At 60.3% G+C, this 20,227-nt stretch carries 18 protein-coding genes and 1 riboswitch; of the genes, 5 read left to right on the top strand and 13 right to left on the bottom strand.

Annotated elements, in window-relative coordinates:
* Positions 1 to 31: 31 nt before the first annotated feature.
* Complete coding sequence (locus H6650_17430; GenBank protein MCB8953792.1) at positions 32 to 427, top strand: ankyrin repeat domain-containing protein; 396 nt, start codon at positions 32 to 34, stop codon at positions 425 to 427.
* 33 nt (positions 428 to 460) lie between these two features.
* Positions 461 to 1,444 carry an NAD(P)H-quinone oxidoreductase gene (locus H6650_17425; GenBank protein MCB8953791.1) on the top strand — a complete coding sequence of 328 codons (984 nt, stop codon included), beginning with the start codon at positions 461 to 463 and terminating at the stop codon, positions 1,442 to 1,444.
* Positions 1,445 to 1,450: 6 nt separating this feature from the next.
* On the opposite strand, the gene H6650_17420 is transcribed toward H6650_17425, so the two are convergent.
* From H6650_17420 to H6650_17395, 6 genes are all read right to left on the bottom strand, one after another.
* Positions 1,451 to 2,737, bottom strand: coding sequence for a GAF domain-containing sensor histidine kinase (locus H6650_17420; protein MCB8953790.1), 1,287 nt, complete (start codon positions 2,735 to 2,737; stop codon positions 1,451 to 1,453).
* Positions 2,738 to 2,825: 88 nt separating this feature from the next.
* Positions 2,826 to 3,368, bottom strand: coding sequence for a carboxymuconolactone decarboxylase family protein (locus tag H6650_17415; protein MCB8953789.1), 543 nt, complete (start codon positions 3,366 to 3,368; stop codon positions 2,826 to 2,828).
* Between the two features lie 264 nt (positions 3,369 to 3,632).
* Complete coding sequence (locus tag H6650_17410) at positions 3,633 to 4,340, bottom strand: Crp/Fnr family transcriptional regulator (protein MCB8953788.1); 708 nt, start codon at positions 4,338 to 4,340, stop codon at positions 3,633 to 3,635.
* 33 nt (positions 4,341 to 4,373) lie between these two features.
* Positions 4,374 to 5,237: an MBL fold metallo-hydrolase gene (locus H6650_17405; protein ID MCB8953787.1), complete on the bottom strand. Its 864-nt coding sequence runs from the start codon at positions 5,235 to 5,237 to the stop codon at positions 4,374 to 4,376.
* 12 nt (positions 5,238 to 5,249) lie between these two features.
* A complete protein-coding gene (locus H6650_17400; protein ID MCB8953786.1) occupies positions 5,250 to 6,473 on the bottom strand; it encodes an alanyl-tRNA editing protein in 1,224 nt (407 codons plus the stop codon).
* Complete coding sequence (locus tag H6650_17395; protein MCB8953785.1) at positions 6,466 to 9,090, bottom strand: GAF domain-containing protein; 2,625 nt, start codon at positions 9,088 to 9,090, stop codon at positions 6,466 to 6,468. The genes H6650_17400 and H6650_17395 overlap by 8 nt, the downstream gene beginning before the upstream one ends.
* Before the next feature lie 170 nt (positions 9,091 to 9,260).
* On the opposite strand from H6650_17395, the gene H6650_17390 reads away from it, so the two are divergent.
* Positions 9,261 to 9,398: a hypothetical protein gene (locus H6650_17390; GenBank protein ID MCB8953784.1), complete on the top strand. Its 138-nt coding sequence runs from the start codon at positions 9,261 to 9,263 to the stop codon at positions 9,396 to 9,398.
* A gap of 66 nt (positions 9,399 to 9,464) precedes the next feature.
* Here H6650_17390 and H6650_17385 read toward each other — a convergent pair whose 3' ends face one another.
* The 6 genes from H6650_17385 to sppA all read right to left on the bottom strand — a co-directional run bounded on the left by H6650_17385 (position 9,465) and on the right by sppA (position 16,720).
* Positions 9,465 to 10,472, bottom strand: a complete 1,008-nt coding sequence (locus H6650_17385; GenBank protein ID MCB8953783.1) for a deoxynucleoside kinase — start codon at positions 10,470 to 10,472, stop codon at positions 9,465 to 9,467.
* 25 nt (positions 10,473 to 10,497) lie between these two features.
* Positions 10,498 to 11,277: an NTP transferase domain-containing protein gene (locus tag H6650_17380; protein ID MCB8953782.1), complete on the bottom strand. Its 780-nt coding sequence runs from the start codon at positions 11,275 to 11,277 to the stop codon at positions 10,498 to 10,500.
* 22 nt (positions 11,278 to 11,299) lie between these two features.
* Positions 11,300 to 12,832: a S8 family serine peptidase gene (locus H6650_17375; GenBank protein ID MCB8953781.1), complete on the bottom strand. Its 1,533-nt coding sequence runs from the start codon at positions 12,830 to 12,832 to the stop codon at positions 11,300 to 11,302.
* 223 nt (positions 12,833 to 13,055) lie between these two features.
* On the bottom strand, positions 13,056 to 13,892 hold the full coding sequence (locus H6650_17370; GenBank protein MCB8953780.1) for an NAD+ synthase: 837 nt from the start codon (positions 13,890 to 13,892) through the stop codon (positions 13,056 to 13,058).
* Positions 13,893 to 14,006: 114 nt separating this feature from the next.
* Complete coding sequence (locus tag H6650_17365; protein MCB8953779.1) at positions 14,007 to 14,804, bottom strand: metallophosphoesterase family protein; 798 nt, start codon at positions 14,802 to 14,804, stop codon at positions 14,007 to 14,009.
* Positions 14,805 to 14,908: 104 nt separating this feature from the next.
* Positions 14,909 to 16,720, bottom strand: coding sequence for a signal peptide peptidase SppA (gene sppA, locus H6650_17360; GenBank protein MCB8953778.1), 1,812 nt, complete (start codon positions 16,718 to 16,720; stop codon positions 14,909 to 14,911).
* 233 nt (positions 16,721 to 16,953) lie between these two features.
* Positions 16,954 to 17,068, top strand: a riboswitch (TPP riboswitch).
* 104 nt (positions 17,069 to 17,172) lie between these two features.
* Here sppA and H6650_17355 point away from each other — a divergent pair.
* Both H6650_17355 and H6650_17350 read left to right on the top strand, forming a co-directional pair.
* Positions 17,173 to 17,844 carry a thiamine diphosphokinase gene (locus H6650_17355; GenBank protein ID MCB8953777.1) on the top strand — a complete coding sequence of 224 codons (672 nt, stop codon included), beginning with the start codon at positions 17,173 to 17,175 and terminating at the stop codon, positions 17,842 to 17,844.
* 90 nt (positions 17,845 to 17,934) lie between these two features.
* Positions 17,935 to 18,963 carry a thiamine ABC transporter substrate-binding protein gene (locus H6650_17350; protein ID MCB8953776.1) on the top strand — a complete coding sequence of 343 codons (1,029 nt, stop codon included), beginning with the start codon at positions 17,935 to 17,937 and terminating at the stop codon, positions 18,961 to 18,963.
* Between the two features lie 170 nt (positions 18,964 to 19,133).
* On the opposite strand, the gene rlmN is transcribed toward H6650_17350, so the two are convergent.
* Positions 19,134 to 20,219, bottom strand: coding sequence for a 23S rRNA (adenine(2503)-C(2))-methyltransferase RlmN (gene rlmN, locus H6650_17345; protein MCB8953775.1), 1,086 nt, complete (start codon positions 20,217 to 20,219; stop codon positions 19,134 to 19,136).
* Between the last annotated feature and the right edge of the window lie 8 nt (positions 20,220 to 20,227).

Here is a 20,227-nt window from a genome sequence, read left to right as displayed (position 1 = left end):
GTCTAATCTTGGAGAATGAACCACTCGCAAAATGGAGGAGAGGGACGTGGACAAAGCAGCGATCAGTCAAGAAATGGTGCATGAATTTGTGCGCGTGGCGCATGGCGATTTGGCGCGCGTGCAGGCGCTGCTGGCGCAGGAGCCGGGGCTGGTGAATGCCAGTTGGGATTGGGGCGGCGGGGACTGGGAGACGGCGCTGGGCGCGGCGGCGCACACGGGGCAGGTGGCGATTGCCGCGCATTTGCTGGCGCATGGGGCGCGTATGGACATCTTTTGCGCCGTCATGATGGGCAAGATCGAGATTGTGAAGGCGTATCTGGCGGATAACCCTGGCGTGGCCCAGGCGCGCGGTCCGCACGGCATTTCCCTGAAGCAGCACGCTATCGTGGGACAACAGGAGGCGATCCTGGAGTTGCTGGGTGTATGAGACTATGCGAGATGGGGGGATTTGAGGTAAACGGTGAAAGCAATTGTGGTGCATCAAGCGGCGGAGGAGCCGCGGCTGGTGTGGGCAGATGTGCCTGAACCGTCGATGGGCGCGGCGGATGTGTTGGTGCGCGTGCGCGCGGCGGCGGTGAATCGGGCGGATTTGCTGCAAGCGCGGGGCGGTTATGCGCCGCCGGCGGGCGCGTCCGAGATTTTGGGGTTAGAGGTGGCCGGGGATATTGTGGCCGTGGGGGCGGCGGTGGTGGGGTGGCAGCCGGGCGAGCGCGTGTGCGCGCTGCTGCCCGGCGGCGGCTACGCGGAGCGGGTGGCGGTTCCTTACGAGATGCTGCTGCGGCTGCCGGATGGGTGGTCGTATGCGCAGGGGGCGGCTGTGCCGGAGGTGTGGTATACGGCGTTTGTGAATTTGTTTTTGGAGGGGGATTTGCGGACGGGGGAACGGGTGCTGATTCACGCGGGGGCCAGTGGCGTGGGGACGGCGGCGATCCAGTTGGCGCGGTCGATGGGGGCGGAGGTGTATGCGACGGCGGGGACGGATGAGAAGGTGGCTGTGTGCCGGCATTTAGGCGCAGCCCACGCCGTCAACTACAAGCAAGCCGACTTCCTCCCCGCCATTTTGGAAGCCACCGCCGGCGAAGGCGTTGACCTCATCCTCGACCCCGTGGGCGCAGCCTACCTCCCGCGCAACCTGCAACTGCTGCGCGGCCAGGGGCGGTTGGTGAGCATTGGCCTCCTTAGCGGCGGCCAGACCACATTGGACATGGGGCTGCTGCTGCGCAAACGGCTGCGCCTGGTCGGTTCCACCCTTCGCGGACGGCCCCTGGCGGAGAAAATCGCCATCACGGAGCAATTTCGCGCCCGTTTCTGGCCTTTGCTGGTGCATGGCGCATTGCAGCCGATGATTGACCGCGCCTTTCCGCTACCGGACGCCCAGGAGGCGCACGCCTACGTGCGGCAGAACCGCAACATCGGCAAGGTCATCCTCACCGTTTCTTCGTAGATTGGTTCATTCGGCAAGAATGAACCGATCTTGCGGCAGGGTAAAATGAAAATGGCTCCCTGCGCCAGGGCTGCTTTCTACCCAAATACGCCCGCCATGTGCTTCCACGGCCAAACGGCAAAAGGTCAGCCCCAGCCCTGTGCCGCTGCGCAGGGGTTGCCCGTGTTCATCCTTGACCTGGTTGAATTTGTCAAAAATGCGGGCGTGATGTTCGGCGGGAATGCCTTCGCCGTCATCCTGCACGGAGATACAACAGCCGTCATCCGTGGCGGAAGCGTCAATTTGAATGTGCCCGCCGGGAAGGGTGTATTTGATGGCATTGCTGAGGAGGTTTTCCAGGACGCGACCGATTAACTGCGTGTCTAGGGAGATGGTGGGTAGGTTTGGGGCGACGCGCAGGGTGAGTTGTCTGTCTTGTTGTTCGGTTTGGGCCTGGTATGCCGGCATTTTCCCCCGCAAAAATTCCGCCATATCCACCACTGAGCGATCCAACTGCAACTCCTGCGCCTCCAACCGACTCACGTTCAAAATATCTCGAATCAACCCCTCCATCCGTTTGCCGGCAGCCAACGCATTATTCAGCAATCGTTGCCGCACCTCCGGCGGAACATGCGCCTGTTCCGCCCCGTTTTGCACAAGCGTCAGGCTGCCCGTAATGACAGTAAGCGGGTTTGCCAGGTCATGCACGATCATGTTGGTCAGATCGTTGCGCATTAGCTCCGCGCGCCGCAGCCCTGCGTACAGCTCTTGAATTTCCGTGAAGCGGTATGCGTTGCGGATGGCGGCGGCCAATTGCAGCGCCAGCAGATACCCGATGCGCAGGTCGTCCAGCGTGTAGGCGTCGGCGGCGCGGGCGGCGAAATGTATGGTCCCCAACACCTGGTTTTCGCTTTCCAGGGGGATGACAATTTGGGAGCAGAAGGGATAGGCGGGGATGGTTTCCCGGCTATCTTTGATGAGTTGGGATTGGCGCGTTTTGATGGCAATGCCGGCAAAAACGGGCGCATTGGCCGTGACAATAGCCTCGGTCTGGCCAAACAAGGTTTTCGAGCGCCCGCCATCGTGTTCATGCAGCAAGTAAACGCCACAATAATCGAAGTCGAGCAGCCACTTTGCCTGCCTGCCGACGATTTCTAGAATGTCTTCCAGGTCGAGCGAGCGATTGATGGCAGTGGCGATTTCCTGTACTGCGGCAATACGGCTAGAAAGGGCCGATAGTTCGACCAGCAGCCGCCGCGTCGTTTGCAGCAGGTCGTCCCGATTTTGTGTGTCCAGCCCACCAGTCTGTACCATGAGGTCTGATGACGATTGTAGCGCGGGAACTCGGCAGCCAATTTGGACTACTGAGACTGCTCAGATTCACGTCTTTTTGCTCAGGCTCCTAGAGGGCGTCAATCTCCAGTTTGATGGCATCCGTATACTGATTGACTCCCGTAAACAGGTTGGCCGTGGCCACAATCTCAAAAATCTCCGTATCATCCAGCCCTAATTGATGCAGTGTGTTGTAATCCGCATCCGAGAGGGTTTGCGGAGCGGTGGCCGCCGTCAGGCCAAAACTAATGATCGCCTTCTGTCGCTCTGGCAGTGGGCAACTGGCAAAATCCGTCACCAGCAGGCGCAGCACTTCTTCGCTGATGCCCAACGCGGAAAGGCCATGTAGATGAACTTTGAGCGCATATTCGCTGTTGTTGGATTGGGAAATGGCGACCCCAATCATCTCCTTCAACGTGCGTGGCAGTTTGCCTTGCAAAATTACGCCGCGAAACTGGGTCCAGTTGGCGGCGAGAAAGGCGGGGTGCGCAGCCATTGACTTGAACAGGTTCGGTACGATGCCAAACCCAAGTTCGGCTTTGATCTCTTCGTAGATCGCGCTTACGCGAGGGTCTGTAACGGCGTCCTCTTCAATGATGGTAAACTGTGGCATGGGGTCTCCTCAAATATGTTCTTGTCGGATGAGTTGGAAACTCGTCTATGTTTTTCTATGCTTTTAAGGTTGCACGGATAACTATGAACGCTCTCTGGAGATTGGACCAATTTTCTCTGGCGAAAATGGTCCAATCTGGCTTAGGACTGACGATGAAATAAAGTACTTAATGGCATCGTCAGTTTGAAGGAACGGTAAGGAAACAACTTCGTTGTCTTATTTGATTTCCGTTCCTTGGGGCGCATCCGTTAGTAGATGGGGTTATTAGCCGCCGGACATTTGGATCAATTCTTCTAGTTTGTCTCGTCGGACGATGGTGACGTGTCGCCCGCTGGTGATGATCCAGCCGGAGCGGCGGAAACGGGACAGGGCTTTGTTGATGCTGACGCGGGTAGCGCCCGTCATCTCCGCCATATCGGTCTGGGTGAGGGAGATGTCAATAAGGGTTCCTTGTTTGGCCGGCTGCCCGTGGTTGTCGGCCAGATTGAGGAGGATGCGGGCGAGGCGTGCCGGCAAATCCAGAAAGAAAATGTCGCTAATTTGACTGTTCAGGTGGCGGATGCGGATCGCCAGCGTGCGCAGCACGTGGTGGGTAAAGGCAGGATTGTTATCGAGAAAGCCTAGAAACTCATCTCGATGCAGCGTCATTGTTTCCGTTTGCTCAATGGCCTCCGCGGTGGCCGAGCGGGGGGAGTCATCCAGCAGGGCCAGTTCGCCAAAGAAATCACCCGGACCAAGAATGGCCAGCAAGGCTTCCTGGCCTTCCGGCGTCGCACGGGAGATTTTCACCTTCCCTTGCGTGAGGATATACAACAGTCCGCCTGGGTCGCCCAGATGGAAGATGATTTGGTCTGGCGCAAAGCGGCGCGGGATCATGCGCGCGACCAGCGCGTTGGCCTCCTCGCGCCGCAAGCTGGAGAAAAATGGGACGGTTTTGAGAGCTTCTATGGCGCTATCAGAGTTATCAAACATGGCGCATCCTTTGTGCGGCGAAATGGTTTGGGGTTAGCCGGGTTGTTCTGGCCTGGCTTTTGTCTTCATTTGATCGTAAATGTATTCCAGACCCGCGCGAAGTTGTGCTTGTATCCACTCGCGCGGCAAGTAACCGGCGGGCAGGTCATACATGATCTCCCCGACGTAGGCGTTTAGTTCACTCCGGGGGCGATTTTGCTGTTGAAACTGGCGTACGTATGCGCGCACGTCGTGGATGAACTCGGCAAGCACGGTCAGGCTGCTGGCTTCCGTGATGGGGCCGCGACCGGGGACGATGACGGGGGCATTGTACTCAGGTTGGCGCAGAAATTCCAGGCTTTGCAGCCAGGCATCGATGTCGGATTGGGCCAGCATGGGGCAAGTGTCTACGGTGAGCAGGTCGCCGGTGAAGAGAATGCCGGCATCAACCAGATGCACGCAGACCGATCCACATTCCGGTCCAGGCAGATAACGCAGTTTTACCTCATGATCGTGGTAAAACAGCGACATATCCTCCGTAAAACTGAGCGAGGCTCGCTCCACGGGGCTGTTGCTTAAATCCCGCCCCGCATCCGGGTTACGGGCGATCAGACTGTCCAGCAGCGGCTGCGGATACCGTTTGTCGTAGCCGATCAGCCGGTCCGCCGTGGTCTGGTGCGTGATGAGGGGGGCGTTTAGCCAACGGGCGTTGAGCAGGCGGTCGCCGTGGCAGTTGGTAATAATGATGTAGCGAATGGGACGGGGGTCGAGCATATGAAGTTGATCGACCCAGTGGCGGGCGTCACGCGGGTAGGAGGGGATGTCAATGCAGACGATGCCCTTTTTAGTGATGAGTGCGCCGACGTTGATGCCGGCATACTCCGTTTCCACGTAAACCTTGTCAGCCAATTGTTCCATAGAACGTACTTTTCACGAAAGAAGCTGCGCCAGCAGTAGTCTTTCCGCGCGCTGCAAAGCTGCCTGCACACGCTCCACATCCGCGCCTGGACCTCCCCCCTGGGCAAATGCCGGCGTGCCACCACCCGCGGTACTGCCCAAGACCTGCAGCGCCGCTTTGATCAATTGATTCATCTCGCCGGGCGCATCACCGGCACGGCAAAACACCAATCGCGCACTGCCTCCGGCCACACCCAACAGCGCCACCACGCCCGCATTTTGCACCAACAGATTTCCCAACTGACGCACATGCCCCGGATCGCGGTCCGCGGCAAAAGCCTGCGTCACAATCGTCACATTATCTTGCCGTCGGGCCTGGCGCAGCAGCCTGTCCGCCTCCGCCAGCAGCAATTCCGCCTGCTGACGCTTCAGCAGCGTCCGCGAAGATTTGTTCTCGTCACGCAGGCGGGCCACCGCTTCTTCCAGTTCCCAATATCCCACCGTCAGATCGGCGGCCAATTTGTTCACGATGCGGTTCTTTTGCCGGTAATCCAGCAAAGCGCGCCGGCCACACTGGAACGTGACGCGCAATTCTTGATTGCGCCGTTCCAACTTCACGATTTTAATCATACCAACTTCACCCGTTCGTGTCACATGCGTGCCGCCGCAGGCCGTCAGATCAAACGAGTCAATGTCGATCAAGCGCAGTTGGTGGCTGTTGACCGGGGGGATTTTGCGCAGAGGCAGGTTCCCGGCCTCCTCCTGGCTGACAAAGCGGGCCGTCACCGGGCGATTTTCCCAGATAATCTGGTTGGCGATGGTTTCCGCCTGCTCTACCTGGCTGCCGGTCAGGTCGCTCCGGTGCAGGTCAATGGTGCTGTATTCCTGGCCGAGATGGAAGCCGACGGTCTCGGCGGCGGCGGTGCGGATGAATGCTTGCGAGAGAATATGCTGGCCGGTGTGCTGCTGCATGTGGTCGAAGCGGCGTGGCCAGGCAATTTCCGCGCTCACGGGGTTGCCGGACCAGACTTCTCCGGCCATGATGTGCAGCACCGCCTGATCGCTTTCGCGGATGATGACGTCGGTGACGGGTGTGCCGGCAATTTGCCCTTCATCACAAGGTTGTCCGCCCGATGTCGGATAAAAGTAGGTGCGATCCAACACGACCGCCAACTGCTTCTGGTGCTGGGCGCGTTCCAGAATGTTGGCCTGAAAACGTATGGTGTAGGCGTCTGTGTAATAGAGTCGTTCAGTCATGCGTCTGGGGTGCGGCGACCGGCAGCGTGAAGCTGAAAAGTGCCCCGCCGCCGGGCGCTTCGTCTACCCAGATACGTCCGCCGTGCGCTTCCACGGCCAGACGGCAAAATGCCAGACCCAGGCCGATGCCTTTGCCCGCGCTTTTGCCTGGGATGCGGTAAAACATGTCAAAAACGAGTTCGCGGTGGATGGGCAAAATACCCGGTCCCTGATCCGCCACGCGAATCAGGACGAAATCGGCGTTCGTTTTATCCCGATGGGCCGTAATCGTCAAACTTTGCTCCTTTTCGGAGAATTTCAGCGCATTGTCCAACAGATTAATCAGCACACGGGTCATCATATCCGCATCAACGTCTACCTCCGGCAGATTCTCTTCCGTGTGCACGTAGAGGTGGATGTGCCGCTGCTGCAGGACGGGCAGCAGGGCCAGCCGCGCCTCTTGGATGAGTTGATGCGGTGACAAGACGCTGCGGTCCATCAATTTGTTGCCATCCTCCAGGCGGCTGATGTCCAGGAGCGAGCGAATGAGCGCGCGTAATCGCTGGCTGCTGCGGTTGGCGATCTCCAGGATAGCCATGCTGGTGGGGTTGGTGAGGGCGTCTAGTTCGTGTCCCAGCATCTCCAGGCTGGTGATGATGTTGCTCAACGGGTTTTGCAGATCGTGGATGAGCATGGCCATCAATTCCTGGCGCATCTCTTCCAGTTCCACTTGTTTGGAGATGTCGTGGTGAATCCATTGCAGGATTTCCGCGCCACCTGTGTGCAGCCGTTTGGCATAGACTTCCACGGGAATGATGGCGCCGGCTCGGGTGATGACCTGGTTGATGTGTACCTGGGCGTCTTCTTGAATCGACTGCAGGGCGATTTCCGAGGCGAGGAAGGCGGGTTTTTCCGGGTGCAGCATGGCGATGTCCATGCCGCGCAGTTCTTCTTTGGTGTAGCCGAGGAAATTGCCGGCAATTCTGTTCACCTCCAATATCCTCCCCGCCGTGTCTGTGAGAATGATGGGGTCAATGCTGTCTTCAAACAGCCCCAGATAGCGCGCTTCCGCTGCCTGCGTGCGCGCGAATTGCCGTGCATTGTTCAGGGCGCTGCTGGCCAGGTTTGCCAGTTTCACCAGTAGTTGTAGATCATCTTCCGTAAAGGATCCCATGGCGGGATTGATGGCCTGGAGCGTGCCAAAAACCGTGCCCTGTGCTTGCAGCGGCGCGCAAATAATGGCTCGTGTCTTGGTTCCCGTGCGGGTATCGCCGCTCTGGCTGTGCCGGCTGTCCTGGCTGGTGTCCGTGACCAGCGCCGGGCGACCCTGCTGCATTACCCAGCCGGCGATGCCTTCGTGCATGGGCAGGCGCATCCCGACGATTTCCTTGCTGCCCGCGCCCACGGCCACCTCGTACACCAGTTCTTGCTTCTGTTCGTCTAGCAGGGCGATGGAGAGCGCTTCCACTTGCAGCAGTTTGTTGGTATTGTCCAGCAGCACCTCCATGATTTCCTGGATGTCCAGCGTGGAGTTGATGACGGCACTGGCCTGGTTGAGGAAGCTGGACTCGCGCAACTGTCGTTGGGCGCGCTCATAGAGCTGCGCGTTTTCCAGGGCGATGACGGCCTGCGCCGCCAGGGTGCAGATGAGGGAAATCTCGTGGTCCGTGAAGGTGCGGCATGTCTCCGTGTCTACTAACTGGGCCACGCCCATCGTTCCCTGGACGCCCAGCAGCGGTACAATCAAAATTGTTTTGGCCTGGTACTGTTCCATCCAGGCGCGTTCTGATGGTGTAAGCTGCCCGTCTTGGCGGTTCTGCACCCAGTTCCGTTGAATAAGTACCCGCTCGAACCAGGGGAAGTCTTGCTCGGTGACGGCCGTTGCCGTGGCTGTATTGTCCTGCGCCCACGGCGTGAGTTGCTGCCGTTGACGTTCATATGACCAGATAATGCTCTGCTGCACGTTTGTCAGCGCCACCATCTGTTCCCTGACAATGCCTAGAATCTCTTCCCGCTGCAAATTGGCGGAAACGGTGAGCGTGGCGGCAATCAGCGTGGTTAACTCGGCGGCGCGGCGGCGACTGTCATCCGTGAGGCGGACGTTGGCAATTGTGACTGCCGCCAGGTCCGCGATGGCTTGCAGCAGATACACGTCGTTCTGCGTGAATTGCCGCGTGCCTGGTTTGGTGACGGTGATCACGCCGATGGCGCGCTGGCGGGCCAGCAAGGGGACGCAAATGGCCGACCAGGGTTGGTTGACGGAGGGGTGGTCGGAACGCGGCAGCCAGCGAGTGTCCGTGAGGGTGTTGGGAATAAGGGCGGATTGTTGTTTGCGGATGACCCAGGCCGCAATGCCGTCGGTGAGGACGCGCTGAATGAAGCGGTCGGGGTAGGTCGGGTCGTTGTTGTCGATATGCCACAAGTGTTCCAGATTGCCGGCATCGTCAACGATCATGATGCTGCCTGACTGACAGTGCAGCTCTCGCATGGCCGTTTGCAGTACCTGGGGCAAGATGGCGTCAATATCTAACCCATCTTTGTCCATCAGTCGCAGCAGGTTGTTGACGACATATAATGTCTGCAAGCGAACGCTGTCGCTGGGGCTTTCAGGACCATGTGAGGGGGTGGGTTCGTTCATCAGATGTTGTGGGGTTGCCGGTCGGGTTCATGGATGATGGCGCGACGCAACCCAAGATGAAGAGTGAGACGCCTTACGATGGAAGGATATGTGGAAGCGATGCCTCGCCATCTTATGGGACCGAAACGGGGCAATGTGTGGCGCGTTCGCCTGAAAGATTCGGCCCGAAAATGTGTCAGGCGAGTCGTGAGGTAATCAGTGGCCTGGCCAACGCGGGTGATCCGTGGCAGGCTGCCGACCAGGGCGCATCCGTCATTTGCCTTTTTGCCGGCATTTACGCCGCCGCTGCGCCTAAAACGCCACAATAAAATAGATACCACAATTTTCTAATGCGTAAATGGTACTCTTTCCCTGTTGCGCCGCCACCTGAGGCATCACTTGTCGGTGCGTGTCCAGGCGCGGCGTATGTTGCGATTCATTTTGTCGCGGTAGGCTTCGTCGAGATCGATGCCGGCATAATTCGCCAGTTTCATCACGTACGCCAACAGGTCCGCAAGCTCCTCCTTCAACTGTTCGCGCTGGCCCAGCATCGCCTCTTGATACGCCGCCGCAGGCGCGCTGCCCTCCCGCTCCCGCCTTCGGGCATCACTATGCAAGTGTGTCAGCAAGTGCGCCACTTCGCCCACTTCCTCCGTAAGCAGCATGAAATTGAAGAAAATGTCCGGATTGAAACCTTTCGCCGCGTCCAGGTCCCGGTGAAACTGCTGGAAACGGGCCAGTGTCTCCCCTGGCGCGATGGGGCGTGGTCCTTGCTCCGCGGATGCCGCCGGCGACCCACTGTCCGCCAGCGACGCCCGTACCCGCGCCGCAATCATTTCCAGGTCTGACTCGCGCATCAAGAAATCCAGCTCGTTTGTGTCAATCTCCAGGGTGGGAATACCGTCCAGGTGCGTCAACCAGGCGTCATAGGCCGCCGCCACACTGCGAATATAAGTCGGGTCCATATCTCGCTCATACGGGCGGTCACGCAAGGCAATCCGGCGCATGAGAATGTCGTGGTCGGCGCGCAAGAAGACGATCAGGTCAGGCCGGGGCAGTTTTTCGGCCAAAGCGGCATGGACACGCCCATACATCGCCAGTTCGTCATCCTTCAAATTGAGCCAGGCGAAAATCTCGTCTTTGGCAAACGTATAGTCCGTGACGACATTTCCCTGGCGCAGCGCCGCGGGCAACGATTTTCGCTGCTGGTGGTAGCGACTGAGGAGGAAGAATAACTGCGTCTGGAAGGCGTAGCGTTCTCGGTCGCTGTAGAAGAAGGGGAGAAAAGGGTTCTCCTCGAACACTTCCAGGACCACTTGCGCCTGAAAATGGGGCTGGAGCAGCCGCGCCAGCGTTGTCTTGCCGACGCCGATGACGCCTTCAATGGCGATAAATTTGCCCATGGGTATTTTCTCCGGTGAGAAGAGGTCAATTGTTGGATGCTAACGCCTGGCGCAGCAGGTCAATCTGATGCGGTTTGTCTCCATCCATGGCGATTTCCGCGTGGGGGAAGGGCACAGCCGCCACGGGCAGGCCAATGAGTCGGGCCGCTTGTCGCTCTACATCGGCAATGCGCAGGCGGCGGAAGAGCAGTTTCAGCAGAATCGTGAAGCCGATGATGCGGGCCATCTTCCACGGGTATTTGCGCGCCTGCGCCAGCGTTTGCCACAGGGCCACGTTTGTGTGGGCGATGCGCGGCTGCGCCAGCACCAGGTCGCCGCCGGCGAACGCCCCATCTACCAGCCGGGAATAGGTGCGGCGGGAGGCGGGGAAGCGGGCCTCAATGGTCTGGCGGCTGACGATGGGGTAGTAGAGGGCTTTGTCCAGCGGCTGGCAGCGGCTGAGAAATTCGTCCACAATGTCGCTGGTGAGGGTGGGGATGTCGGCGGTGCTGACGATGACGGCGCGCGCGTCCGGCTGCTGTTGGGCGGCCCAGGCCAGCCCGGCGAGGACGTTGTCGATGAGGCTGTTTTGGTCGGGGAGGAGGTGGACGGGGCGGGTGGTTTGCAGGTGGGTTTCCGGGGGCAGGCCGACGATGACGGTGTCGCCGGTGTGGGCGGAGGCATGCAGGGCGGCCAGGACCCATTCGATCATGGGTCTGCCGGCCATTTCCAGGAGCGCTTTCGGTCTTCCCTGGGTGTAGGCGAAGATGGGGTCGTCAGATGCCGGCATTCCGCCGGCAATTACCACACTCGGAAAAACGGCCATCGTCATTACCTCAAGCGACTGCCTAATGGTTCTCGTTGACCCATATTGCCGTATACAGTTGATACGGTCCCAGGCGGGCCTGCGCCGCGCTCACGGCGGCCAGCGCATCAATGCGCCCATAGCCGTAGGTGTTATTGGGCAAGAGACTGCCCGGCACGTCGCCGCACGTCTGCTCCGTGGTGCGTGGCTGGGCGGTACGCGCCAGGATGTCTTCGATGGCCGCGACCTGGCCGATCAGGTTGGGGTTGGCGGCCATCATCAGGGCGGCTGTGCCGGCAACATGCGGCGCCGCCATGCTGGTCCCGCTCAAATTCGTGTAGCCACCACCGTGCCAGCTTGAACGAATGTCGGAACCGGGGGCCACCACGTCCGGCTTCGGGCGATTGCTGCCATCAATGGTCACGGGGCCGCGGCTGCTGTAGGTGGCGATCACGTCGCTGCTGGTCGTGGCCCCCACGGTGAAGGATTCGTCGTAGATGGCGGGTGGGGTATTGATGGTGCTGCAACTACTGCCGCTATTGCCGGCACTGGCCACGACCACAATTCCCGCCGCCCGCGTATTGCTGACGATTGTTCGCATAATCAACGGGTCCAGGCAGCCTTCGCTGGGCGGGCAGGACCACGAGTTGTTTATCACGTGCGGAGCCAACGCCGGGTCCGGGTTTTCTCCTTGCAGGTTGGTAGGGGCAATGAACCATTGAAAGCATTCACTATAGGAGGCGGGCGTGCCCACGCCGGCGTTCATGTTGCGGCAGCCCATCCAGCGGGCGCCTGGGGCCACGCCAATCTGGTTCTGGTCGCCATCATCGCCGACCATAATGCCCATGGTATGCGTGCCGTGCCCCCAATCGTCGCACGGTTCCACCGCGTCCACACCGCAAATGCCGCCGCCGTTGTGGATGGCGTCGTGCCAGTTGTAGTTGTGGTCGGCGTTTTCCCCATCCCAGCCGCGATATTGATTGATCAGGGCGGGGTGGTCCCAGTCGTAGCCGGTATCTTGCCCGCCGATGACGATGTTTTGCCCGGTGATGCCTTCCGCCCACGCCCCCGGCGCATTGATCAGGGCCAGGTTCCAGGCTACCTGCGCCGCGGCCGCTTGCTCTGGTTCGGGCAGCGGCTCGCGCAAGCGGAAGGCGGGATTGGCGAATACTTGGGCGACTTCCGCGCGTTGGGCCACGGCTTGCAGGGTGGCCATGTCTCCACGTACCCAGATCATGTTGGCAACCCAGTAGCTGCGATACGCTGCGCCGTGGTTTGCCAGAATGGACAGGAGCAGGCGCTGTGTTTGTTGTGCCTGGCGGCTGAGTGTGTTGAAGACGTACTGCCCTTTTTGCGGTTTTGCCGGCAACATGGCCGCCTGGCTTACGTCGGCTTGCTGCGCCAGGAAAACAATGAACTCCGCTTCTCCATCCAGCGCCAACGCCAGAACCGACGGAGCAACCTTGCTTTGCCAGGCGGGCACAGCCTGCGATGGCAGGGTATGGGCGAAGAGAGTTACGAAAATGAGCAGCACCATCCATCTGTGCCAACCCGCGCGTTTTCCTGGTTCGTTCATGCCTTCATTCACCGGGCGAAGTGGTCCCATTTGAAAAATGGGACAACCCCGTCCGTAGTCCGATTTTCCAAATCGGACATTTTCAACCCACGGTCCCATTTAGAAAATGGGACAACCCCGTCCGTAGTCCGATTTTCCAAATCGGACATTTTCAACTTACGGTCCCATTTAGAAAATGGGACAACTCCCGGTCCCATTTGGAAAATGGGACAACCGTGGCTGCTTATTGTCCCCAGTCGCGCAGGTAGCGAAAGTCGTGCGTGATGGTGCGGCTGCTGATTTTGGGCAGCACGGGCATCATGCGCTTGTAATGGGCGCGTTGGACCATGTGCAGCACGCGCCGCACCATGTCCGCCTCAAAGCCGGCTTTGACGGCTTCCTCCGGCGAATAACGCTCGTCTACCAGCAAATAGAGCAGTTTGTCCACCTCCGCGTAGGTGAAGCCGAGATCGCCCTCGTCCGTCTGGTTGGGAATCAGGTCTGCCGTGGGCGCCTTGTTCACAATCACCTCCGGGACGCCCAGGGCGCGCGCAAGTTGGCGCACCTGGGTTTTGTAGAGGTCGCCAATAGGATTGACCGCGGAGGCCAGATCGCCAAAAATCGTGCCGTAGCCGAGCAGCAATTCTGTTTTATTGCTTGTGCCGACGACGAGTGCGTCGCCAGCCATGGAGCGGTCATAGAGCAGAATCATGCGCATGCGGGCCATGATGTTGCCCATGCGCCGTGGTGTGATACCGGGGGAGGCGGCGAACAGCGGCTCACACATGGGGGTGATGTCCACGGTTTCGCTGGGAATGCCCAACTGGTCGATGATCAGTTGCGCGTGTTCCAGGCTGTCGGCGGAGGAGGCGCGGTAGGGCATACGCAGCGCCAGTACGTTTTCCGAACCCAGGGCGGCCACGGCGAGAAAACAGGAGAGCGCGGAGTCAATGCCCCCGGAAAGGCCGAGGACGGCTTTTTTGAAGCCTGTCTTGGTGATTTCGTTGTGGAGGAATTGGGTCAGGACGAGTTTGCTGACGCCAATGTCTACGTTGAGTCTGGCGGCGATTTGCGTGTGCATGAACAAGCTCCAAAATCAGGAAGTGAGTACGCACCTGTTTGAATTTCAGGAGTAGAGGTGCGGCGCACCTGTGGGGTGCGGCGCACCTGTGGGGTGCGGCGTGCTTGTGAAGCGTTAATGGTGGTTAAGCCACTGTTGAATGGCCGCCGGGGCGGGGTAACGATCAATGGCGGTGATGGTGTCGATTTGTTGCAGGGCGGCATATTGGCGCAGCCCGCTGAGGTAGGCTGTGAGCAGGTTGTTGCCGGTGAGGACCTGGTAGCGGAAGAGGGCGGCGAAGATGCCGCCGTGGCGCTGGAGGCCGCTCTGGTCGTAGGCGCGCATGACGCTGTCTATGTCGTAGGCGACGGCGCGGAATTCAGCTTGCCAACGTTGTTCGTGGTAGGTGGCGATGGCGTATTTGGCGTGGGGGGAGCCGTCGAGGGGCATGCCCACGGAGCCGCAGTTGATGATCCAGGAGTTGGACCAGCGGCGGTAGAGGGGGCAGTGGGTGTGGCCGACGAAGAGGGTGATGTTGTCCTGGTCGGTCATGCGGGTGGCGATTTCGTCGTCGGTATGTGCCGGCATAAATCCCCGAAACTGATTTAGCGGCGAAGCATGGTAACAGACGGCTTCCTGCTCCGGCATTTCATACGTCAGCGGCAGCGCGTCGATGAACGCGGTCAACTCCCCGTCTAGTTGGGTGCGCGTCCAGTGGACCGTGCCCCAAGAGGGGTCGTTGGCGTCTACGTCGGGAACCTGGTTGAGAATGTACAGTTCGTGGTTGCCTTGCAGCGTGGGAATACCCAGGGACTTGACGGTGGCGATACACTCGGCGGGGAAGGGGCCGCCGTTAGCCAGGTCGCCGAGGCAGATGATCTGGTCTACGCCTTGTTTTTGAATATCGTTGAGCACGGCGTGGAGTGCCGGCAAATTTCCGTGAATGTCAGAGATAAGGGCAATGCGCATAATGGGGTGATTTTAGCATAACAACATCGCAAGGCGGAAAAACTAATCGAACGTTGCTGCGGAAAAACTCATCGAATGTTGATGTCGTAAGGGAGCAAACAGAGTGGCTTGCCCTGCAGGTGCGCTCGCAGCCAATCCCCTGTGAGCCAGGCCACCAGCGCCTGGGGCGCGTCGTAGGGGCGTGGCAAGAGGTAATCCTTGCTGCCTGGGTAGTAGTCCGCCACGGAAATGGCATGTTCCTCATCCGTGGGCAGTTCCGCCAGCTCCGCCGCCAGTCGCACCGCATCGACGAAATCGCCGTGGCTGTCCACCAGCCGATGCGCCCGCGCCTGCCGCCCCGTCCAGACGCGCCCCTCGCAAATCGGGTCCAGAGCGTCGATGGGGATTTCCCGCCCGTCGGCCACGACCTGCTTAAATTGGCGATACGTTTCCTGAATGTTGGTCGTGAAGAGTTCCTGCTCCGCCGCCGTCATTGGCTCTGTGCCGCGATAGAGGTTGGCGCGCGCGCCGCGCTGCAAGGCGACGGGGTGGATGTCCAGCTTTTCGTAGAGGCCAGCCGTGCTGAGGCGAGCCATGATTACGCCAATGGAGCCGGTGGTGGTTCCGGGCTGCGTCATGATGTGGTCGGCGGCGGCTCCCACGTAGTAGCCGCCGGATGCGGCCACATCGCCCATGTAGACGATGACTTTTTTGTGTTGGGCCAGCCGCGCCATCTGGCGGTGAATTAAATCGGAGGCCAGCGCGGAGCCGCCGCCGGAATCGACGTGCAGGATCAGGGCGGCCATGTCGTCGTCTCGCTCCGCCAGGCGCAGCATTTCGCCGATGGTTTCGTCGCCGGCCATTTGCCCGCCGACCAGTGGGATGGGTAGCTCAATTGGCGGACGGCGGCTGGAACCCATGATGATGGTCCCTTCCAGGCTGATGACGCCGATGTAGCGGCGGGTGCGGCGGCGGTAGCGGCGCAGCAGCAGGCGGCGTGCTTGCCGCCAGGTGACGAGGCGCGCTTCGGGGCGCTTGTCGGCTGCCGGTTCTTCGCTGTTTTCCGGGCGCGCCAGGAGATGGGCGAGTTCGTCTTCGTAGGCTACGTCGTCGATCAGCCCGTTGGCTTGCGCTTGCGCGGGGAAGTAGGGGGCGGTGTCGATCAGGCGCTTGATTTCTTCCTGGCCGATGCCGCGGTCGGTGGCTATGTCGGCGGTGAGCATGTCGAAGCGGTCGTCTAGCAGCCAGTCCAGTTGTTGGCGCATTTCGGCGCTCATGTCGGCGCGGCTGAGGGGGTCCCCGGCGGTTTTGTAGGGGGAGATTTGGATGACGTCGGCGTGAATGCCGGCATTTGCCAACGCATCCTTCAAGAAAACCGTCTCCGCATACAGCCCCAGCACCTCAAACTGCGCGCCCGGCGGGACGATGATGCGATTGGCGGCGCAGGCCACGTAATAGTGCGGCAGGTCCAGGTTCGGCGTGAAAACGACCACTTCCTTGCCTGCCTGCCGCAGCCGGGTGATGCTGGTCCGCAGGCATTGGAGTGTTGCCAGCCCCGTTTCCAGGCCTGTGAGAATGAGCAGGACGCCGCGCACGTTGTCGGCGGCGGCAATCAGGTGGCAGCGGGCATTCAGCACTTCCATGCTGAGGGGTTCTGGCGGTAGGGGAAGTTGGCGCTGCCAGAAGTTGCGCGGTGGGCCGGACCGCTGTGGCAGGGGGCCGCCGACGCGCATGACGACGAAATCAGCCTTCAGTTTCCGGCGGCGGCGCAGCCAGTTGCCGGCATTCACTCGCCCCCGTCCCCAGGCATCGACAACCACCTGGCGCGCCGCCCGCAGCCGCTCTCCGACGCCGCGCAGCCAGCGTCGCGCTTTACTTAAATCCTGTTCGTTTTCTGTCATAGTATTCTCCTGTACTGCGCTGTATTCTGGCAGGAATGCCGGCAGTTGGCAAGCACCAATCGGTTTCCGCGGCGGCGGTCTCCCTATCTTTTTGTGAGGCAGCCTATTACGAGTATAATGTAAGTGGCTGTTCGCAATTGAGTTGGCGGAATTGTGCGAACAGCTTGTCAGCAACCGTCCGTAAAAAGCGTGAAGTGTTTTTGGACGGTTAACAAGAAGCGAAGCACAATTATTAAACACGCGCAGGGAGCTGGGATTCACCCGGCTGAGAGGGCGGCTGACCGCGCCGCCGACCTGAGAACCTGATCCGGATAATGCCGGCGTAGGCAAATGCGAGACCCCCGTTTTGCTGAGCAAGCCATCCAGACAGGATGGCTTTTTTGTTAACGATAGTCAACGAAAAACGGAAACAGAAAACGGTTTGTCCTTCACCCTTCATCCTTCATTTCCCCATGAGCGTCCTGATATTTGCTAATGGCACGGTTCCCGCGGATGCGCCGCCTGGTTGGCTGCTTCCTTACCTGGCGCAAGCCACCCTGACCATCGCCGCCGATGGTGGTTTGCGTTATTTGCGCGCGCTGGGGCGTTGGCCGGATGTTCTCGTGGGCGATCTGGACTCGCTGCCACCGACCGGGCGCGCTGAGATGGATGCTTTGCCGGCATTATCACGCCCGACGGTGCGCCAATATCCTGCCGGCAAAGACGAGACCGACCTGGAACTCGCCCTGCTCTATGCCGTGCAGGCCACGCAAGACGAGCCGATCCTCGTCTTTGCGGCGTTGGGCGGGCGGCTGGACCAGGCGTTGGCCAATGTGCTGCTGCTGGCGCACCCGGCGCTGAGGGGCCGCGTGGTCAGACTGGTGGAACCGTTTCAGCAGGCGTGGTTGGTGCGGGATCAGACCACCATTCACGGTCGCGCCGGGGATAGAGTCTCCCTGATCCCCCTGGGAGGCGCGGCGGAAATTGCCTACACGACCGGCCTGGCCTGGCCGCTGCGGGCGGAGACGCTCGATTTTGGCCCCGCGCGCGGCATCAGCAATGTGATGGAGACGGATACGGCGGTGGTGACGCTGCAATCAGGGCTGCTGCTGTGCGTGCATACCGACGGCGGTTGGCAACGATGACAAACCATTAGCCAAGATTGGTTCATTCTCCGAGAATGAATCATCTCAACTACCGCCTTTCCCCCTTTCTACCCTTCTACGGAGTTTGTCATGTCAAAATGGCTTTTACCCTTCCTCTTGCTGTCCGTTCTGTTGGCGGCGTGTGCGTCGGAGCAGCCGCCGACGCTGACGCTGATGACGCATGATAGTTTTGCCATCAGCGAGGAGACGCTGGCGCGATTTGAGGAAGAACATGGCGTGACGGTGTCTGTCTTGTCGGCGGGGGATGCGGGGGCAGCGTTGAACCAGGCGATCCTGGCAAAAGATGCGCCGTTGGCGGACCTGTTGTATGGCGTGGACAATACGTTTATGGGGCGGGCGCTACAGGCGGATATTTTTGTGCCTTATCGGGCGGCGGGGTTGGCGAATGTGCCGGCATCTCTCCAACTCGACCCGACCAACCGCCTCACCCCCATCGACTACGGCGACGTTTGCCTCAACTACGACATCGCCTGGTTCCAGGATCGGGAACTGATGCCCCCCGCTTCCCTCAATGACCTGGCCGATCCGGCATACAGCGGCCTGCTCGTCGTCGAAAATCCGGCCACGTCCAGCCCGGGATTAGCCTTTTTGCTGGCGACCATCGCGGACTTTGGGCCGGATGGCTATCTTGATTATTGGGGACGACTGCGGGCAAACGACGTGGTCGTCGCGTCCGGTTGGGAGGATGCCTACTATGGCCATTTTACCGCCGCCAGCGATGGGGACCGGCCTATTGTCGTTTCCTACGCCAGCAGCCCGGCAGCCGAGGTCTTCTTCGGCGAATTGGACGCGCCGCCGACGGCCAGCGTGGTCGCGCCCAATAGTTGTTTTCGCCAGGTGGAATTCGTGGGTATCTTGCGTGGCACGGAGCAGGAGGAATTGGCGCGGCAGTTTGTGGATTACATGCTCAGCCGGGCTTTCCAGGAGGACATCCCCTTGAATATGTTTGTGTTTCCGGCGAATGAGGGGGCGGAAATGCCGGCACGTTTCACCCAATGGGCACGAACTTCCGACCAACCCGCCACCCTGGACCCCGCCGAAATCGACGCGCATCGAGATGAATGGATCGAAGCCTGGACAGACGTCGTCCTCCGCTAAGTGGCTGTTCGCAATTAAGTTAGCGGAATTGCGCGAACAGCTTGTCAGTAACCGTCCGCAAAAAGTGTGAAGTTGTTTTCGGACGGTTACTATGGACTGACGATGAAATAAAGCATGGAATTGCGTCGTCAGTGTGAAGGAACGGCAAGGAAACAACTTCGTTGTCCTACTTAATTTCCGTTCCTGAGGGATCCGTTGCGTGGCGGTTCGGAAAACAGTTGGGCGGCGCGGAGTTGGCCGCAGCCGGCGGCGATGTCCAGGCCGCGCCGCTGGCGCACGGTGCTGGGGATGCCGTACCCGGCGATGATTTGCTGAAAGGCGCGCACGGATGGCGTCTGGCTGGGTGCGCCTTCGTAGCCGTGCGTAGGGTTGAGGGGGATCACGTTCAGGTGGGCGTTCATCCCTTGCAGCAGCTTGCCGACGGCGTGGGCTTGCGTGGGGGTATCGTTTGTGCCGGCAATTAACGTCCACTCAAAGAAAACCCGTCGCCCGCGCACAGCCATGTAATAGCGGCAGGCATCCATCAACGCCGCCAGCGGCCAGCGGCGCGCCGGCGGAACCAGCGCCGCCCGCTCCTCGTCCGTCGCCGCGTGCAGGCTCACGGCCAACTGCACCGGGCAGTTGTCATCCGCCAGCCGCCGAATCGCCCGCGGCAGCCCCACCGTACTCAACGTGATGTGCCGGGGCGCAATCGCCAACCCCTTATCATCCGTGAGGATGTCGATGGCCGTCATCGTCGCCTCATAATTGTGCAGCGGCTCGCCCATGCCCATGAGGACCACATTGCGCACCGACTGCCCCTGCGCGGCCAGGGCGCGGTTTACATAGAGGACCTGGGCCACAATTTCCCCTGCTGACAGGTGGCGCTGGAAACCCATCTGCCCCGTGGCGCAGAAGATGCAGCCCATGGCGCAGCCCGCCTGCGTGCTGATGCAGGCCGTGTACCGGTCGCGGTAGCGCATCTGCACCGTTTCCACCGTTTGCCCATCCGCCCAGCGCAGCAGAAACTTGCGTGTGTGCCCGTCGCGGCTGTCCAGCGCCGCGGCCGTCTCCGGTTGGCGCAGCGTCGCCGCCGCCGCCAACCGCGCCGCCAGGTCTGGTCGCAAGTCGGCGATGGCGTCTGGCGCGTCCACCTGCTGGCGGTACAATGCCTGCCACACCCGTTCCGCGTGGTAGGCGCTGAAGCCCCACCGGGCAAAGTGGGCGGTCAGTTCGGCGCGGCTGAAGTCGTAGAGGTTGAGGGTCGTGTTATCCATTGAACGGG

It is taken from the genome of Ardenticatenales bacterium (assembly GCA_020634515.1).
Taxonomy (GTDB): Bacteria; Chloroflexota; Anaerolineae; order Promineifilales; family Promineifilaceae; genus JAGVTM01.
This window is presented reverse-complemented; position numbering and strand designations above follow the sequence as displayed.

What these genes read in the sequence shown, in the direction of transcription:
- H6650_17430 (MCB8953792.1), top strand. Translation starts at nt 32, where the DNA reads ATGGAGGAGAGGGACGTGGACAAAGCAGCGATCAGTCAAGAAATGGTG.
- H6650_17420 (MCB8953790.1), bottom strand. Translation starts at nt 2,737, where the DNA reads ATGGTACAGACTGGTGGGCTGGACACACAAAATCGGGACGACCTGCTG.
- H6650_17415 (MCB8953789.1), bottom strand. Translation starts at nt 3,368, where the DNA reads ATGCCACAGTTTACCATCATTGAAGAGGACGCCGTTACAGACCCTCGC.
- H6650_17410 (MCB8953788.1), bottom strand. Translation starts at nt 4,340, where the DNA reads ATGTTTGATAACTCTGATAGCGCCATAGAAGCTCTCAAAACCGTCCCA.
- H6650_17405 (MCB8953787.1), bottom strand. Translation starts at nt 5,237, where the DNA reads ATGGAACAATTGGCTGACAAGGTTTACGTGGAAACGGAGTATGCCGGC.
- H6650_17400 (MCB8953786.1), bottom strand. Translation starts at nt 6,473, where the DNA reads ATGACTGAACGACTCTATTACACAGACGCCTACACCATACGTTTTCAG.
- H6650_17395 (MCB8953785.1), bottom strand. Translation starts at nt 9,090, where the DNA reads ATGAACGAACCCACCCCCTCACATGGTCCTGAAAGCCCCAGCGACAGC.
- H6650_17390 (MCB8953784.1), top strand. Translation starts at nt 9,261, where the DNA reads ATGTGTCAGGCGAGTCGTGAGGTAATCAGTGGCCTGGCCAACGCGGGT.
- H6650_17385 (MCB8953783.1), bottom strand. Translation starts at nt 10,472, where the DNA reads ATGGGCAAATTTATCGCCATTGAAGGCGTCATCGGCGTCGGCAAGACA.
- H6650_17380 (MCB8953782.1), bottom strand. Translation starts at nt 11,277, where the DNA reads ATGGCCGTTTTTCCGAGTGTGGTAATTGCCGGCGGAATGCCGGCATCT.
- H6650_17375 (MCB8953781.1), bottom strand. Translation starts at nt 12,832, where the DNA reads ATGAACGAACCAGGAAAACGCGCGGGTTGGCACAGATGGATGGTGCTG.
- H6650_17370 (MCB8953780.1), bottom strand. Translation starts at nt 13,892, where the DNA reads ATGCACACGCAAATCGCCGCCAGACTCAACGTAGACATTGGCGTCAGC.
- sppA (MCB8953778.1), bottom strand. Translation starts at nt 16,720, where the DNA reads ATGACAGAAAACGAACAGGATTTAAGTAAAGCGCGACGCTGGCTGCGC.
- H6650_17355 (MCB8953777.1), top strand. Translation starts at nt 17,173, where the DNA reads ATGAGCGTCCTGATATTTGCTAATGGCACGGTTCCCGCGGATGCGCCG.
- H6650_17350 (MCB8953776.1), top strand. Translation starts at nt 17,935, where the DNA reads ATGTCAAAATGGCTTTTACCCTTCCTCTTGCTGTCCGTTCTGTTGGCG.
- rlmN (MCB8953775.1), bottom strand. Translation starts at nt 20,219, where the DNA reads ATGGATAACACGACCCTCAACCTCTACGACTTCAGCCGCGCCGAACTG.